This window comes from Bradyrhizobium sp. JR3.5 (genome assembly GCF_054057015.1).
This window is the reverse complement of sequence record NZ_JBSRYV010000002.1, coordinates 4,505,928-4,522,193: the sequence shown is the minus strand read 5'-3', so window position 1 is coordinate 4,522,193 and position 16,266 is coordinate 4,505,928. Positions and strand designations below refer to the sequence as shown.

The 16,266-nt window shown below is 63.1% G+C and carries 17 protein-coding genes and 2 pseudogenes; 8 read left to right on the top strand and 11 right to left on the bottom strand.

The genetic code is table 11. The annotated features are described in order from the left end of the window. Window positions 1-12 precede the first annotated feature (12 nt). Window positions 13-645 carry an OmpA family protein gene (locus tag ACVWW1_RS38635; protein ID WP_456659500.1) on the top strand — a complete coding sequence of 211 codons (633 nt, stop codon included), beginning with the start codon at window positions 13-15 and terminating at the stop codon, window positions 643-645. Window positions 646-798: 153 nt separating this feature from the next. Here the strand turns inward: ACVWW1_RS38635 and ACVWW1_RS38630 are convergent, their stop codons facing one another. Then, on the bottom strand, window positions 799-2,103 hold the full coding sequence (locus ACVWW1_RS38630; protein WP_456659499.1) for a phospholipid carrier-dependent glycosyltransferase: 1,305 nt from the start codon (window positions 2,101-2,103) through the stop codon (window positions 799-801). Window positions 2,104-2,340: 237 nt separating this feature from the next. Here ACVWW1_RS38630 and ACVWW1_RS38625 point away from each other — a divergent pair, with 237 nt between their 5' ends. Continuing rightward, window positions 2,341-3,051 (top strand): FecR family protein, encoded by a 711-nt coding sequence (locus tag ACVWW1_RS38625; protein WP_176533210.1) that lies wholly within the window; start codon window positions 2,341-2,343, stop codon window positions 3,049-3,051. A 47-nt stretch (window positions 3,052-3,098) separates the two neighbouring features. Further along, window positions 3,099-4,200: pseudogene (locus ACVWW1_RS38620) on the top strand (hypothetical protein). 65 nt (window positions 4,201-4,265) lie between these two features. Here ACVWW1_RS38620 and ACVWW1_RS38615 read toward each other — a convergent pair. The 3 genes from ACVWW1_RS38615 to ACVWW1_RS38605 all read right to left on the bottom strand — a co-directional run bounded on the left by ACVWW1_RS38615 (window position 4,266) and on the right by ACVWW1_RS38605 (window position 6,870). Beyond that, complete coding sequence (locus ACVWW1_RS38615) at window positions 4,266-4,595, bottom strand: hypothetical protein (protein ID WP_456659498.1); 330 nt, start codon at window positions 4,593-4,595, stop codon at window positions 4,266-4,268. A gap of 66 nt (window positions 4,596-4,661) precedes the next feature. Beyond that, window positions 4,662-4,904: a helix-hairpin-helix domain-containing protein gene (locus tag ACVWW1_RS38610; protein ID WP_207835571.1), complete on the bottom strand. Its 243-nt coding sequence runs from the start codon at window positions 4,902-4,904 to the stop codon at window positions 4,662-4,664. Window positions 4,905-5,100: 196 nt separating this feature from the next. Then, a complete protein-coding gene (locus ACVWW1_RS38605; protein ID WP_456660777.1) occupies window positions 5,101-6,870 on the bottom strand; it encodes a glycosyltransferase family 39 protein in 1,770 nt (589 codons plus the stop codon). Between the two features lie 469 nt (window positions 6,871-7,339). On the opposite strand from ACVWW1_RS38605, the gene ACVWW1_RS38600 reads away from it, so the two are divergent. Both ACVWW1_RS38600 and ACVWW1_RS38595 read left to right on the top strand, forming a co-directional pair. Beyond that, window positions 7,340-8,011 (top strand): response regulator, encoded by a 672-nt coding sequence (locus ACVWW1_RS38600; RefSeq protein WP_050401724.1) that lies wholly within the window; start codon window positions 7,340-7,342, stop codon window positions 8,009-8,011. 273 nt (window positions 8,012-8,284) lie between these two features. Continuing rightward, on the top strand, window positions 8,285-9,457 hold the full coding sequence (locus ACVWW1_RS38595) for a sensor histidine kinase (protein WP_456659497.1): 1,173 nt from the start codon (window positions 8,285-8,287) through the stop codon (window positions 9,455-9,457). A 77-nt stretch (window positions 9,458-9,534) separates the two neighbouring features. On the opposite strand, the gene ACVWW1_RS38590 is transcribed toward ACVWW1_RS38595, so the two are convergent. The 3 genes from ACVWW1_RS38590 to ACVWW1_RS38580 all read right to left on the bottom strand — a co-directional run bounded on the left by ACVWW1_RS38590 (window position 9,535) and on the right by ACVWW1_RS38580 (window position 12,271). Continuing rightward, on the bottom strand, window positions 9,535-10,020 hold the full coding sequence (locus ACVWW1_RS38590) for a VOC family protein (protein WP_456659496.1): 486 nt from the start codon (window positions 10,018-10,020) through the stop codon (window positions 9,535-9,537). 58 nt (window positions 10,021-10,078) lie between these two features. Beyond that, a complete protein-coding gene (locus ACVWW1_RS38585; protein ID WP_456659495.1) occupies window positions 10,079-11,095 on the bottom strand; it encodes an alpha/beta hydrolase in 1,017 nt (338 codons plus the stop codon). A 162-nt stretch (window positions 11,096-11,257) separates the two neighbouring features. Further along, entirely contained in the window at window positions 11,258-12,271 is a 1,014-nt protein-coding gene (locus tag ACVWW1_RS38580) for a hypothetical protein (protein WP_456659494.1), read from the bottom strand. A gap of 4 nt (window positions 12,272-12,275) precedes the next feature. Between ACVWW1_RS38580 and ACVWW1_RS38575 the strand changes: the two genes are divergently transcribed. After that, window positions 12,276-12,839, top strand: coding sequence for a hypothetical protein (locus ACVWW1_RS38575; protein ID WP_456659493.1), 564 nt, complete (start codon window positions 12,276-12,278; stop codon window positions 12,837-12,839). Between the two features lie 109 nt (window positions 12,840-12,948). Here the strand turns inward: ACVWW1_RS38575 and ACVWW1_RS38570 are convergent, their stop codons facing one another. After that, entirely contained in the window at window positions 12,949-13,686 is a 738-nt protein-coding gene (locus tag ACVWW1_RS38570; RefSeq protein WP_456659492.1) for an enoyl-CoA hydratase/isomerase family protein, read from the bottom strand. A 54-nt stretch (window positions 13,687-13,740) separates the two neighbouring features. Continuing rightward, window positions 13,741-14,253: pseudogene (locus ACVWW1_RS38565) on the bottom strand (cupin domain-containing protein); the annotation flags it as partial. Between ACVWW1_RS38565 and ACVWW1_RS38560 the strand changes: the two are divergent. Together ACVWW1_RS38560 and ACVWW1_RS38555 are read left to right on the top strand one after the other, a co-directional pair. Beyond that, window positions 14,191-14,415, top strand: coding sequence for a hypothetical protein (locus ACVWW1_RS38560; RefSeq protein ID WP_456659491.1), 225 nt, complete (start codon window positions 14,191-14,193; stop codon window positions 14,413-14,415). The pseudogene ACVWW1_RS38565 and the gene ACVWW1_RS38560 sit on opposite strands and share 63 nt — an antisense overlap. Beyond that, a complete protein-coding gene (locus tag ACVWW1_RS38555; RefSeq protein WP_176533220.1) occupies window positions 14,408-14,623 on the top strand; it encodes a CsbD family protein in 216 nt (71 codons plus the stop codon). Before ACVWW1_RS38560 ends, ACVWW1_RS38555 begins: the two co-directional genes overlap by 8 nt. Before the next feature lie 66 nt (window positions 14,624-14,689). Here the strand turns inward: ACVWW1_RS38555 and ACVWW1_RS38550 are convergent, their stop codons facing one another. Together ACVWW1_RS38550 and ACVWW1_RS38545 are read right to left on the bottom strand one after the other, a co-directional pair. Next, a complete protein-coding gene (locus ACVWW1_RS38550) occupies window positions 14,690-15,697 on the bottom strand; it encodes a D-2-hydroxyacid dehydrogenase family protein (protein ID WP_456659490.1) in 1,008 nt (335 codons plus the stop codon). Between the two features lie 46 nt (window positions 15,698-15,743). Beyond that, window positions 15,744-16,202: an FKBP-type peptidyl-prolyl cis-trans isomerase gene (locus ACVWW1_RS38545; RefSeq protein WP_173641166.1), complete on the bottom strand. Its 459-nt coding sequence runs from the start codon at window positions 16,200-16,202 to the stop codon at window positions 15,744-15,746. Window positions 16,203-16,266: the final 64 nt, after the last annotated feature.

The window sequence follows — 16,266 nt, the reverse complement described above, 5'->3', positions numbered from 1 at the left end:
AGGATCAAAACCATGACCCGCTCTCTTTCCTTGTCTCTTTTGACGATCGGCGCTGCGCTATCGATGACGGCGGGCGTCGCACTGGCCGGCAGCGACACCGTTCCGGCCGCCCAGATCCTCAATGCGCTGAAGCCGAAGTCGGCCACCCGCGGCCTCTCCGCCGGCACGCAGGTCGACCCGGCCGCCTCGGCCAAGGAGGCGAGCTTGCTCAACACCGTTCGTAACCGGCAGACCCGATCGCTGTCATTGGGCGAACGCCAGGAGATCACCGACATCGCCGCCAACAAGCCGAAGATCGATCTGGAGATTCACTTCGACTACAACTCGGCTGACATCGCCAAGGGCTCCGCCCAGGCGGTGCAGGAGCTCGGCAAGGCGCTGTCGGACGCCAGCATGAAGGGCTCGACCTTCGTCGTCGCCGGCCACACCGACGCGATCGGCAGCGAGGCCTATAACCAGGATCTCTCGGAGCGCCGCGCCGACACCATCAAGAACTATCTGGTCGAGCATTACGGCCTGAACGGCTCTGATCTCGTGACCGTCGGCTACGGCAAGACCCGGCCGAAGGATCCGAGCGCACCGATGGACCCGACCAACCGCCGCGTGCAGGTCGTCAACATGGATACCAAGACGGCGTCGCAGTAATCTCCCGCAGCCTGGAGCTTCGGTTCAGATTGAACCGAAGCTCCGCCTTTCATCTGAACGCGTTTTCTTCACGCGAACCGGCGTCCACTTCGCTCGAAAACGCTCTGGATCCGCCCGTCACGCCCGGCAGGCGGATCGCTTGTTCCGAGAGACTCAGATCCAGCTCTGGAACAGCATCAGCCGATTGAAGGTCGCCATCGACGTCCCGATGGCGGCAATCGTGATCGACAGCATCGCGATGAAGCCTGCGCATCCGACCGCCACGAAGGCCCACAACAGCCAGCGCGGCATCCCCTTGCGCGTCAAGGCGTAGACCAGCACGAAGCTCGCTGTGGTCGCGGCCGGCAGGTAATAATAGATGAAACCGAGCGTGCGCGGCAGCAGCGCCCAGGCGAGATACGGGCCGAGATAGAACGCAAGCACGAGAAACGCATCGCGGCTGCGGGTCGCGATCCAGTCGCGCAGCGCGACGATCAGCGCGATCAACGCCGGCCACAGTATCAGCGGATTGCCGAGAAACACGATCGCGGCGAACCTGTCATCGCCGACCTTCTCGAACAGATACCAGACCGGACGCATCAAGAACGGCCAGGACGGCCATGCGCTCATATAGGTGTGGCCAGCGATCGCGGTCGTGGTGTTGTCGGCAAAGATGCGGCGCTGTGCCTCGACGAGGTCGGTGAACGAGAGGCCATACAGCGGCACGAAGCTCGCGAGATAGACGGCAGCCGGAATCAGCACGAAGCAGGCGATGAAGTGGGGAATACGGAAGTCCGGCCACAGGTCCGGCCGGTACCAGTCCTCCGCATTGGCGTCGGCAAAGCGCGTGCGCCAGCCCTGCATCAGGCTGACCATCGCGACGATCGCGATGCAGGTCGCGAGCACGAACAGCCCGCTCCATTTGCAGGCACAGGCAAGCCCTGCGAATACGCCCGTCAGCGCGAAGGCAGGCTGCGGCCGCTTCTGCCTGAAGCCGTGGATGAAGGCCGCGATCGCGAACAGACAGAAGGCAAGCGCAAAAATATCCAGCATTGCGATCCGCGACTGCACGAACAGCATCTGGTTGAAGAAGGCAAGCAGCACGGCTGCGATGGCGCGCTCCTGCGACGCGAACAGCGCGAGGGCGCCGAGATAGACGGCGACCAGCGCAAGCGCACCGAACAACGCCGCGGGATAGCGCCATCCGAGCGGCACGTCGCCGAATGCCTTGATCGACAGCGCGATGATCTCCTTGGCGAGCGGCGTATGCATCGGGTTGAGGATCGGGCCCTCGATCACCGGCAACAGCATCTGGCGCGCCGCCGGCACGTAATGCACCTCATCGAAATAGAGCTTGTCCGGCGTGGTGATCCCGAGCAGCAGCACGACATGGGCGACGACGAAGATGATCGCCGCGACGATCGCCGTGCGCGCGACGGGACGCCGCAGAACAGAAGGAGATTCGGATGCGATGATCAAAGGACGAGCACGCTGCGGGGGGAACCAGTGTGAGCGAAGTGTGAGCTACGACAGCCAGGAGTGTGATGTATGTGACGAGTGTGATCAAATCTCACGTTGATGTCCGCAGCGACGAGCATTTTCGAATCCATCGACACGAACCATCCGGCGCAACTCAACACGGCTTGTGACAATTATACAATATCAGCTGCGTCCGCGATCCGGTACGATGAGAGGGTTAAGTCGATCGGTATTGCAATGAATTCGCGCCACAGCTTTTTCTCCTTACTTGCACTCGGTCTTGCGGTCGCACTGACGGCTCATCCCGTTCAGGCGCAGACGCGTGTCGGCGAAGCGGCCATGGTGAAGAACGAGGTTGTCCGCGTTGCGGCCGCGACCACGCCGATCAATGTCGGCGACGCGCTGCTGCGCGACGAGACGGTGCGCACCGGCCTCGAGAGCGCCGCCCGGCTGGTGATGGCCGACAGCACCAACCTGTCGCTCGGACCGAATGCCTCGCTCAAGCTCGACCGCACCGTGTTCGACGACGAGCATCACTATCGCGATGTTGCAATCCGCCTGACCTCGGGAGCGTTCCGCTTCGTCACTGGCCACTCGAACAAGGCCGCCTACACGATCACGACGCCGCTTGCGACCATCGGCGTTCGCGGCACGGTGCTCGACATCCTGTCGCAGCGCGGCAAGACCACCGTGGTGTTGCAGGAAGGCGCATCGACGGTGTGTACGTCGAACCGGCAATGCATCGACCTGACCCAGCCCGGCGACACCGCGATCATCACCTCGAGCGGCGGCCGCACCACGATCCAGAAGACCAACAACCCGCCCTGGACCTTTGCCGCGACCTGCACCCAGGCCGCGGGCCTCTGCACCGTCACCCAGTTCGCGGACGCGTCGCCGGTGACGCCGCCGGTCGCGGACGACCCGACCGGCATGCTGTGCGGACGGTGAGCATGGTGCGGCATATCCATCACCTGGTCCTGTCGGCGGTCCTGACCATGGCGCTGTCGCTCACGATGCTGCAGGCGGGGGCTGCGCCGGCTCAGGCGCAGAGTCCGACGCCGAACTGTACGAATCCCGATACGCTGTCAGCGTCAAACTGTACATCGACCCCAACGCCGACGCCGACACCTACTGCCACACCATCGCCAACGCCCGACACCCACGCCGACACCGACGCCCAGCCCGTCGCCAACATCGATCACCGGCGCGCCGTCGAGCGGCAGTTCGATCAACAACCTCGCCGACCAGCGCTTCAACCAGATGATCACCAACCGCGTGCTCGGATCGGTGCTGCTCGGCGTCAACGAGCAGGTCAATTGCGACGACTGCATCAGTGCCTTCGGCTCGGCCGGCTCGTTCTCGGCGGGTATCCACGGCCGCAAGACCATTACACCGAATTTGTCGCTGCTCGCGGGCATCGCCTACACGCAATATGGCGAGGGCGGCTACAACGTCACCAGCGCCCCGATCGGCGCCTTCGCGCTGCGCTACGACTTCGTCGACTGGGGCTCGTCGCGGCCGTTCTTCGATATCGGCACCATCCTCTCGCCGTCGGAGAAAGTGCGCTACACCCGCAGCTACGCGACCAGCCTCGGCCCGGTGTCGGTCACCGGCGAGACCTCGAGCGAGAATTACGGCGTCTATGGACGCGCGGGCTGGATCAACCGGCTGTCGGCGCGCGACGAGGTCGCGGCTTCGGTCGAGATCTGGCAGCTCTGGCAGCGGGTCAAGGGCTACAGCGATCCTGCCGTTGCCTTCAATCCGTTCGATGCGACCATCGCCGACGGCACCGATCGCACCAGCCTGGTCAAGATCGGCGGCCAGTGGACGCATCTGTTCGGATCGAACATCGAAACCAACATCAATGGCGGCTGGGTGCAATCCTTCGCCACCCATTCCGGCATCGTCGCCACCGTCACCGGCGATGGCACCATCGTGCCGACGATCGGCAACCAGGGCTGGTTCGAATATGGCGGCCGCGTCGGCTTCCGCATCACCAAGGGCTGGATCGCCGACCTCTTCCTCAACGGCACCGCCGGACCGCAGCCGGTCGGCAACACGCTTCACGGCGGCGTGGGGCTGCGGATCAGTTATTAGGACGGGGCCGCTTGTCCGGCCCCGCACCGTCGAGCAACCGGATCAGCGACGACGCCGATCTGCGTTCAATCGTTGTCCCAATAGCCGTCCGAGTAGCCTTCCCGGTACCCGGATCGATAACCGTAGTCATATCCGCCCGAATATTCGTCGCCGTATTCGTACACGTGACGATGGTAGTGGACGACAGGGGCCGGCGAATAATAGTCCCTCTCGTAGACATAGGCCGGAGCCGCACCGGCAGCCATGGTGGAGCCCAACAGCGCGCCGACGGCCAAGCCGCCGACGATGCCAACAGCCACCGCATCGCCCCGCCTGCCACCTGCCGTGGCTTCTGTCGACGCAAGACATCCCACAGCGATCACCGCCACTGTGGCAAAAACAGCTACTCGTTTCATTGAAGCATATCCTTGTTCGCGTTCAACAACCGTGCCGCCTTTTTGGCAGCAATCGACAGAGCTTCTCTAGAACGTGACGAGCTCCTTGAGCTCGCTCCTGACGAATCGCGGCACAACCCGTCGGGCCACGAAATCATTCCAATCCTTGAACTTTGACTTTGCTCTCGCCTCCGTGATCGCAGTGACGCCGCGCACGCTGAGGTGCGGAAGCTTCACCAGCTCGCTGACAGGAGCGGTGTTGAGGTTGATCTTGTCGGCGCGACTGATCGATGGTCGTGTTGCGGTTGCCGGGTGAGTTGAACCGGTCATTGATGGAGATGTCTGCGCGACCGCGGTGGCACCGATGACTCCGCAAACGCCGAGGCTGATGCAAACCAACCTGATAAGCATGGACCGCTATCCTTCGTGATACGACGCCCTTGACCCCGCCGCCGATAAAGCGGGAGCCGATTACCGCAAGATTACGGGTGCGATCATCACGGCGGTATTCCGGGAATAAGCCTGATCAGCGCAACACGACGAAGAGCGTTGCGGCTCCATGATCCACCAGCATGTTCGCTCCTGGATCGGTCGTCTGCGGCGCATTTCCCGGCGGCTGATTCTCCGGCAGCGCGACATCCGGCTCCGCGCGGAGCGGCGGATCGGTTTGCGGAGAAACATGTCCTCCGCCCTGACCGGCATCGTTGACGAGGCTTGATGGTGCATCGTCCGGCTCACGAAGCGGCGCCACCAGGAATGCAACGAGGTTTCGCTTGATGCCTGGAATTCCGAACAGGCTCGATTGAACGGAAAACTCGCGTTTGACATAGCTTCCGGCGTGAGCCGCCATTCGCCCGGTCCATTCAAGGCAATCGTGCTGGTCATCAAAACAGAGCGCTGCCCAGCCGCGCTCCGGTGTCACCTGGCGAGGCAATGCCAATGAATATTGGTAGGCGAAAGGAACGCCATAATGCGGGTGATCGGAGCTGTAGAAGGCCACCGCAACTCCAAGGCTATCGTTGCCGCCGACGATCGACAAAGGCGTGCCCATCTGCTCATGCCACAGCCGGGTGAGCTTGTCTGCCGCCTGGTGATAGACGTTTCGCCCTTCCTCATAACCGTAGCTGTTGCGGTAGAGCGCATGGGCTGGGGCCGCCATCACGGCGGCGGCGATTGCAATTCCGGCAACCAGGAGCGCTGCATTGACCGTATAGAACTGCTCGATCCGATAACGCGTGCTGCACACGACCGGCACGACGAGCAGGAACAATCCCTGAAGCGCCCATAGCGACGGCAAGTCGGTGCCGAGCAACATGGACGTGATGAAAGGAAGAGCGATCGTGCCGATCGCGACGTGGCCGATGAGCTTCAGGTTGGGATCCGCCGCCGCGAGATCCCGCGGAAGGCGCTTGATCCGATACCCTGTTATCATCGCCCACGCCACGGCGGAGACACTTGTCGCCGCGGCAAGGCCCAACAGGAAATTGACGGCATCCCGCAGCGACGAAGGGAAGCCGGTCCCCACATGCGTCGCGGCATAGTGGATGGGCTCCGCGCCTGTCGTGGCCAGCCAGTGCAGATGCGGAAATAGCGCAATCAGCCCGACAGCAGCGGATATCCAAGGCGAACTGGACGTGAAATAGGCTCGTCGCGAGGGATGGATGATTGCCGACAATGCGAAGCTGGCGATCAGAAAGATGGAGTAATACTTGCCCAGCATTGCAAGCGACGCCGCGACACCCGCAGCAATCGCCCAGAGCGGCGCCCTCGTTTCAAAGGCGCGCAGGAAGCAGTAGGTTGCAAGCGGCCAGACCGCGAGCAACACGGCGTTGGCGTTGAAGCGCTGCGCATGAAACTGGTATGCCGGGGTCAGCATCAGCAGGAGCAGCACGATCAGGCGCTTGTGCCCGGTCACGAACCTTCTTGCAATGAGATCGACGAACCACAACGCCAACGCCGCATTTGTCATCGCCATCAGCTGCAGCGACCAATCGGTGAGCGGAAAGACCGCGGTCCACGCACCCGTCGTCCACCCCATCAACGGCGGATGCTTGGGATAACCCCATGCGAAATGCCTGCCATACGTCCAGGTCTCCAGCACGTCCGGATGCAGGCCGGCGCCGTGATAGGCCACTGACAGATACACCGTCCAGATGCCGACGAAGCAGGCGAGCAGCAGCGGCACCGACCACCCTGCCTCGACTCCCTCCAGCCATCGATTGAACGGACGGCGCCATGACGCCGGGCTGCGATCTGACCGCTTGGCCATCGCTGAGAACGCAAAATCGACCGGCATATCGTTCGGAAGCCTGGGGACGGAGATCGGAAAGCGCGATGCGAGCCGCGTTGTCCGCCATGCTTTTTCACAGTGACCATTACGATAGCCTGACGTGGGTCCGTTCACGCCTCTGTCAACGTAATCTTGCGCGCGCCGAGGCGCCGTCATTCGCCGGTCATGTTGATCGACGTCTCTGGCGGGGAAATCGCCGAGAGGGGATGCGCATGCGAAAGCTCGCTCGCTGTCATGACGCTGATCGGCTCTGGAGTGCTGATGTGTGCGGCGCCCCTGACTGGGTCTTTCGGACTGGCCCCCATCAGCTGTCGATCCGATCACCACGGCCATTCGCAATGGCCGATCGACCCCCAGGAAAAGGCCAATCACATCAAGGCATTCGTGTGGACACCGTGGTTTTCTTGCCGGCCGTAATCTTATTGTAATCCGTCCGTAATGGTAGAAGGCCGTGGCTTATGCTTGGGAGAATGCGGTGCGAGTTCTGGTCGTGGAGGATGACCCTCAGCTTGGGCCATGGCTGCGGGATACCTTGGCTACGGCCTTCGGCGCATCCGACATGGTCACAACGCTTGAGGAGGGCCGCGCCGCAGTCGCCGTGCGAAGCTTTGAACTCGTGGTGATCGATCGTGGACTGCCGGATGGCGACGGTCTGGCCTTGCTGCGCGACCTGAAGCAGCAGAAGCCCAGCCCCGCGACGATCGTGCTGACGGCGCTTGATGACCCCCTTGATATTGCGCGCGCCCTCGACGACGGGGCGGACGACTACGTGGCCAAGCCATTCGAACCGATCGAGCTGATTGCGCGAGCCAAGGCGGTGCTGCGCCGTCTGTTTCTGGATCGAGGGGCGATCGTTCGCATCGGCAATCTGAGCTACGACGTCCTCAATCGCGAGGTCTGCGTCGATCACGCGCCCATTGTTGTCCCGCGGCGTGAACTGGCGATCCTGGAAGCGATGGTCCGGCGCATTGGGCGCGTCGTGCTGCGGGAGACCCTTGAAGTTGCCGCTTACAGTTTTGACGACGAGATTCAATCAAACGCGATCGAGGCTCACGTTTCGCGCCTGCGCCGGCGCCTCCGCGCGGCCAATTGCAAGGTCGTCATCAAACCGGTCCGTGGCCTCGGATATCTGCTGAGTGGCGAATGATGATTTTGAAGTGGCAAAGGCTCAAGCGCGTCCATCGCTCGATCGCGGTGCTGTCCGCGACGCTGATCGGCGCCGTGACGACCATCATGCTGCTCTGCGCAGCAGCCTTGCTGATCCGATTTGGCGGCGACGATGACGGCACCTGGGCCGCCGCCGACGTCGCCGATGCATTGAAGGAAGCCGTCATCCGCAACGAGACGGGGCAACTGGCTCTCAAACGGACCTCGAGGCTGGACGAGATCACCCCGCAATTTCCCGACATTCTGGTATGTCGTGTCCGACAAGAGTGGAGAGGTCAGCTACGGCCCGATCCCGAAGTGGCGTCCGCAAAAGACTCAGACATCGCGCGACGGGACGAGTTTCCTCGCCTACGCGTTCGACGGCGAAACCACGAATCTGAAGAAGATGTCGGCCGTCAGAAACACGCCCGTGGGTGAGGTGTGGATTGAAACCGGCGGCGTGGCCTATACGGCCGCGCAACTGACGACCGGAATGCTCACCGATGCGACGATTGTTGCGCTCCCGATCATCCTGGTCCTGGCGGCGACGGCGTTTACCGCGATGGTTTTCGTGCCGACGCTCATCGCGCGTCCCGTCCGGGCCGTCGCGGCGGCCGCCGAGATGATCGATGGGGTTTCGGATGGCCGCCGATTGCCGGAACAGGATGCGCCAGCCGAGCTCTTGCCTCTCGTCGCGGCTTTCAATCGCGCGCTATCGCGAATAGACGTCGCGTCGAAATCGCAACGAAATTTCCTGTCGAATGCGGCACACGAACTACGTACGCCCTTGACCAATGCGCGCACCATCCTCGAGCAGGTCGAGGACGCTCCGTTGCGCGCCAGGCTGATAGCCGAGAACCAGAAGCTGTCGTCGATCGTCACCATGCTGCTCCAGCTCGCGCGCATCTCCGCGGAACCTGCCGAACTGATCGAGATGGATCTTGCGGCGCTCGCGCGCAGGGTTGCGGCCGAACACGTGCCGATGGCGTTGAAGAACGGAAGCGATATCGAGTTTACCGAGCCTCGTCACCCGGTCTGGGTGCGTGGCTCGGAAACCGCGATCGCCGTCGCGCTCTCGAACCTGATCCGAAACGCCGTGACGCATGGCAGCGCCGGTGGCTCCGTCCTCATCGAGGTCGGAGCACCAGCGCGGTTGAGCGTGATTGACTACGGGTCGGGACTCCAACTCGGTCAGCCCGAACTGCTGCTTGAACCCTTCAAGCGCGGAAACACCCGCACGGAAGGCACAGGGTTAGGACTTTCGATCGTCTCCCAGGTGATGACTACTCACGGCGGCACCGTTTCCCTCTGCGAGACGCTCGGCGGCGGGACCACGGTCGAACTGAACTTTCCGGTCCCAGGCTGCCGGCAAGCCGACCTGCCTCAGGGGAGAAAGGCCGTCCAGGCCATGACCGAAGCCCGGCCGGACGGCATTTCCGCAATCTGAATTGCTGTCTCAACCCGTCAAACGGACTGCCGACTGTCGCTCATGGCCGGCTTCGAATGCCTGCATTGTGCGGCGGCTCAGGCGGTGGCCGGCGCGGATTGCGCCTTCATCGCAGCCTCGACATCCATCCACATCACTTCCCAGATGTGCCCATCGGGATCCTCGAAGCTGCGGCCGTACATGAAGCCGAAATCCTGCTTCGGCGACGGATCGGCCGTGCCGCCCGCGCTCTTCGCCTTGGTCACGTAGCCGTCGACTGCGTCGCGGTTGTCGGCGGAGAGACAAACCAACACTTCGCTCGTGGTCTTGGCGTCGGCGATCTTCTTGGACGTGAACTGCCGGAACTTGTCGTGGGTCAGCAGCATGACGAAAATGGTGTCGGAGATCACCATGCAGGAGGCGGTCTCGTCGGAGAATTGCGGATTCTTGGTCGCGCCGATCGCCTCATAGAATGCGGTGGCATGGGCAAGGTTGCTGACCGGCAGGTTGACGAAGATCATTTTGGGATTGGCCACGCGAAGAACTCCTGTTTGGCGGGGTTGTGCCCCGAGGACGAACCACATAGCCGGATCCCGACATCACCGCGCAGATTTTTCTTGCGGCGTCCTGCCGCAGGCTGCTTCAGGTCACGATCGGCGTCGGCATGGTCAGAAATGCCCGCGTCACATGCCAGAACAGCTCACGATTGATGGCCAGCGCCACCGAATGGGCGGTGCCGGGCAGGATGATGAACTGCCGGTCGCCATTCGGCAGCTTGTTGAAGAACTCCTCGAGATCGGGGACCGCCGCGATCCCGTCATACTCGCCGCGGACCAGCAGCACCGGCGCCAGCACCTTCTCCGGATGCACCACCGGCAGATTGGCGGTCATGTCGAGATAGGTGCCGGTCGGGATCTGGTCGCCGAACTGCATCTCGACATCGGCCAACACTTCCATCACCGCGGGGTCCGACGTGCCCGGCCTGTCGCGGGTCGCGATCGAGCGGATCATGTCGCGGTCGCGCGTGCGCATGTTGTGGCTGCGGTAATAGGCGAGCTGCTCGGCGCGCTTTGCCAGTGTCGGCGAGCCCTCGCCCTTGTAGGTGAAGGCGGCGAACACCAGCCGATCGATGCGCTCGGGCGCGGCCATCGCGAAGGCACCCGCCCGCAGCGCGCCGGAGGATTCGCCGATGAAGTGATATCGCCGCTCGCCGGTCTCGCGCGCGATCACCTCGGCCGCCGCTTTCATATCCTCGACGCCGCTCGCGATATCCGCATTGCCCGAGGTGCGGCCCGACTTGCCGTAGTTCTCGTGATCCATGGTCCAGCAATCGAAGCCGTAGCGCGCAAAGACGTTGAGCAGCGAATACTCGCCCTTGCCGGGCACCGTGAGGTCGAACACTCTCGACGTCACCGACGAGCCGTGGACGAAGAACACCACGGGCCGCGCCGGCTCGCCCGGTTTCGGCGCGCCGATCCGCTTGCGGAACATCCACAGCGGGACGTCACCCTTCTTCGCCCAGTATTCGTTGCTCCATATTTCTCCCTCAGCGGGAACTGCGGTCGCGGCCTGCGCCGGCGCTGCGCCGGGCACACCGGCTGCCGTCGCAACGCCGATGCCCTTGATGATGGTGCGCCGCGAATGGTCTGCTGACATCATGGTTCGCTCCCTTCCGGATTTCTTCGTCCGATCCGGTGCGATCGAGCATAGCAGCGCGCCTGACCGGTTGTGCGAAGCCGGCATCTCGCGGCCGCTGATCCGATGCACGATTTTGTGAACGCGGCTTCCGGCAATCGGCGCGGACGACAGACGGACTTGGTCCTAGTCTCCGCCGCGGTCCGACCGGAAAAATCCGGCGAGATGCGGGAGCGAAGAATGAGCAGCAATCTCACCGACGAAGAACTTGCCGCCTTGATGCCCTCCGAACTGTGCCAGTACCAGACGCCGATCCCGACCCAGATCGTCTCCAGCGACGAGTTCTATCCCGACCCGCAGAACGAACGGCAGCGCGAGGTCGAGGCACATCTGCTGGCGATGGCCGACGATCTCGGCGGCAAGCAGGGCCTCGACCGCCGCCGGTTCTTCCAGACTGCGGCCGGCATGGCCGCTTCCTTTGTCGCGATGAACCAGGTCTATGGCCCGTTGTTCGACGTGACGCCGGCCGAGGCCGCAACGCCTGCGATGGCGCAAGAGCGCGCCAACGGATTGAAAGACCAGTTCATCATGGACATGCACACGCATTTCCTGCGCGACGACACCCGCATCATGGGCTTCGTGGAAATGCGCAAGGCGGTCGGCAAGGCCGGCTGGAACAAGGAGCTCAACGATCACGAGCAGACCATCGAGGATCTGAAGCTCAACAACTACAAGAAGGAGATGTTTCTCGATTCCGACACCAAGATCGCGCTGATCTCCTCGGCGCCGTCGGATGTCGAGCAGGACTGGTTCCTGACCAACGAGCAGATGGCCGATGCGCGCAAGAAGATGAACGACGAAGCCGGCTCGCGCCGCGTGTTCTGTCACGCGATCTTCACGCCCGGGCAGCCCGGCTGGCTCGACAAGCTCGATGCCGCGCTGGCGCTGAGGCCGGAATCCTGCAAGGGCTACACGATCGGCGACAACACCCACAAGGAGATCAGCCGCTATCCGTGGCGGCTGGACGACGAGAAGGTCGTCTACAAGGGCTATGAGAAGATGGTGAAGGCGGGCATCAAGAATGTCTGCGTCCACAAGGGACTGTTTCCACCCGGGATCGAGAAGCAGTATCCGAATTTGCGCGGCTTCGCCGACGTTGCCGATGTCGGCCAGGCGGCCAAGGACCTGGCCGCAGCTCAACTTCGTGATCTACCACTCGGCCTATCGCCATGTCGGGGGCGATCCCAAGGTCGCGCTGGCCGAATTCGAGCGCACCGGCCGGATCGCCTGGACCTCCGACCTCGCCGACATCCCGGCGCAATACGGCGTCAACAATGTCTACGGCGATGTCGGGCAATTGTTCGCGACCACGCTGGTCGCCGAGCCCAATGTCTGCGCCGCGCTGATGGGCACCCTGATCAAGGGCCTCGGCGTCGACCACGTCTGCTGGGGTACCGACGCGCTGTGGACCGGCGCGCCGCAATGGCAGATCGAGGGCCTGCGGCGGCTGGAAATCCCCGAAGTGATGCAGAAGAAGTTCGGCTACGCACCGCTTGGGCCCGCCGACGGACCGGTGAAGACGGCGATCTTCGGCGACAACAATGCCCGGCTCTACAACATCCAGCCGAAGCGCGCGATGCTCGACATCAAGGGCGACCGCTTCGCGATGATGAAGGCGCAGTATGAGAAGGCCGGCGCCGAGCCGTCGAATATGCGTTACGGCTATGTCGTGCCGAACGGGACGATCGATCACCGGGTGTTTGCTTGAGCCCGTCGTTCCGGGGCGACGCGCGAGCGTCGAACCTCAGATGCGCAATTGCGCATCGGGGAGCCTCGAGATTCCGGGTTCTCGCTTCGCGAGCCCCGGAATGACTGCGTCACTTCCCCGTAAAGTTCGGCTTGCGTTTCTCGCTGAAGGCCTTCACGCCCTCCTTGAGATCCTCGCTGTCCCTGACCTCATCGAGCAGCCGCCGCGCGTCGGCGACTGTTTCAAGAGGTCCCTTCGGCATCGCCTCGCGGGCGAGCTTCTTCAGCGCGCGGACCACCAGCGGTGCATTGCAGGCGATCTTCGCAGCCATCTCCTGCGCCAGCGCGAGGTGCCGGCCTTTCGGCGCGACCTTGTTGACGAAACCGATCTGGAAGGCGCGTTCCGCCGACATCTCGTCGCCGACCAGCAGAAACTCCATCGCGATCTTGTGCGGCATCCGGGCCATCACCGATGAGACGCCGCCCGCGGTGGTGCCGATCTTTCCCTCGGGGTAGATGAAGCGCGTCGTCTCGGATGCCACGCACAGATCGGCCATCTGGACCAGCACGAAGGCGCCACCCACGACCCAGCCGGATGTCGCGGCAATCACCGGCTTGTCCAGCTCGACGCCGAGGCCAGGCACGGCGTGCCACATGTTGGCGGGGAGATCACCAACATCGGCGCCGACTGAGAAATACTTTTCCTCCGCCGAAGCCAGCACCGCGACACGATCGTCACTGTCCCGAAACCGCAGCCAGGCGTCACGCAGCTCGGTACACAACGCGTTGTTGAGCGCGTTGTGCTTCTCGCTGCGTGCCATCGTGATGGTCGCGACGTGGTCGGTGCTCTCGTAACGAACGAGCGTCATGCTGGCCTCCCTGCTTTTGTTGTTATTGTCTTTCGTCGCGGCTGCGCGGCGACGTCACTTCTTCTCGTCGGGATGCCGGTGCACCGGATCGACCCAGAGCACGTTCTCCGGCTTCTCGACCGGCTCGATGTCGAGATTGATCGCGACCGCCTCGCCGTCGGAACGCACCAGCACGCATTCCAGCACCTCGTCGGGACTGGCGTTGATCTCCTGGTGCGGCACGTAGGGCGGCACGAAGATGAAATCGCCCGGACCGGCTTCGGCGGTGAACTGCAGCTTCTCGCCCCAGCGCATCCGCGCCTTGCCCTTCACGACATAGATGATGCTTTCGAGATGGCCGTGATGATGCGCGCCGGTCTTGGCGTCCGGCTTGATGCTGACGGTACCTGCCCACAATTTCTGCGCGCCGACCCGGGCGAAATTGATCGCGGCCTTGCGATCCATGCCGGCGGTCGACGGCACATTCGGATCGAGCTGGTTACCCGGAATCACCCGGACGCCGTCGTGCTTCCAGCGCTCATCGTCGTGATGGTGATGATCGTGGTCGTGGGAATGGGTGTGATCGTGGGAAACCGCTCATCGTTCTTGCTTTCGTTGGTCAAGTTTTCGTGCGTGGAACGCTACCGAAAAGCTGACGCGCAGGCGAGCGGAAAATCGGAACGTTCCGGCGCTGCCGCACGTTGCCCTTGCGAAGTTTCAATGTATTTGGAGGAACAGGCCAATGGGTAGCACCACCGACAAGATCAAGGGTACCGCCAACGAGGCGATGGGCAAGGCCAAGCAGAAGATCGGCGAGGCCACCGGATCCGAGCAGATGCAGGGCGAAGGCGCGATCCAGGAAGCCAAGGGCAAGGGCCAGAAGGCGCTCGGCGACGCCAAGGAGGTCGCCAAGGACGCCGTGAACAGGGCCGCGGCCGCAGCGAACAAGAAGCTCTGATTTGCCGGTGATCAGCTTTTGAGAAGGACCGGTCCATTCGGCCGGTCCTTTTCATACCGCGATCAATCAGCCACGCGGGCGCGGATGTGCCAGCACATCCGGATGTGCCAGCACATCCGGATTGACCACATTCGTCGGCGCACCGGCGGCGTAAGCCAATATCTGATCGAAGATGTCGGTGAACTGGATCTCGTATTCGTCGCGCGAGACGTAGCCGAGATGCGGCGTACAGACCACATTGTCCATGTTGAGCAGCGGGTCGGCGGTGTCGCGCAGCGGCTCCTTCTCGTAGACATCGACCGCGGCCATGCCGGGCCGGCCGGCGCGCAGCGCGTTGACCAGCGCACCGGGCTCGATCAGCGGCGCGCGGCTGGTGTTGACGATCAGCGCGGTGTCTTTCATTCGCGCGAGGTCTTCCGCCTTGACGATGCCGCGCGTTGCGTCGACCAGCCGCATATGGAGCGACAGCACGTCGCAGCGGGCAAAGAAATCGGCCTTGCTGGCGGCGGTCTCATAGCCGTCGGCGCGCGCCTTCGCCAGCGCCGCCTCGCGCGCCCAGACCAGCACGTTCATACCGAACGCCCTGCCATAGCCCGCGACCACCGCGCCGATGCGCCCATAGCCGTAGATGCCGAGCGTCTTGCCGCGCAACGTATGGCCGACGCCGATCTGCCATTTGCCAGCCTTCAGCGCCGCCATCTGTTGCGGGATCGCGCGCATCGCGGCGAGGATCAGGCCCCAGGTGAATTCGGCAGTGGCATAGGACGGCGCATCGGCATGCTGGCCCGACGACACGATGATGCCGAGCCGCGTGCAGGTGTCGATGTCGATGTGCGGATAGACGCTGCGCTGGCTGATCAGCTTCAACTTCGGCAGCCGTTCGAGCAGCGGGGTGCGGATCTGGGTGCGTTCGCGGATCAGCACCAGCGCGTCGGTGTCGCGCAGCCGTTCGGCGAGCGCATCGACGTCCTGGACATGATCGTTCCAGATCGTGACCTCGTAGCCGTCGAGCTTGTGGAAGCAATCGAGGGTCCGCAGCGTGTCGAAATAATCGTCGAGGATCGAAATCTTCATCGCTGCGCCCCTCTTGTTACGGGCCGGTTACTTGACGGCCATCCGGTTATTTTACGCCAAGCAGTTCGACGTCGAACATCAGCGTGGCATTCGGCGGGATCACCCCACCGGCGCCGCGCGCGCCATAGCCGAGGTTCGGCGGGATGATCAGCGTGCGCTTGCCGCCGACCTTCATGGTGGCGACACCCTCGTCCCAGCCCTTGATCACGTGGCCCTGGCCGATCGGAAACTCAAACGGCTCGTTGCGGTCGACCGAGGAGTCGAACTTCTTGCCCTTCTGGCCGTTTTCGTAGAGCCAGCCGGTATAGTGCATGACGCAGGTCTGGCCGGTCTTCGGCGAGGCGCCGGTGCCGACCTTGCTGTCGATGATCTGAAGGCCTGAAGCTGTGGTCATGGGCTTTCCTGCGGTTTGGGCCATTGCCGTCCTGCCGGCAACGGACGTGGAGACTGCCGCCGCAAGTCCGGCGAACGCAGTCGTGATGATCGTGCGTCGGGAAGATCGCATCTTGCACCTCTCGTGAAGGACGGCCGTCTCTAGCCCAGCGCGGGCGAAATCCCTAGCCGCTTTT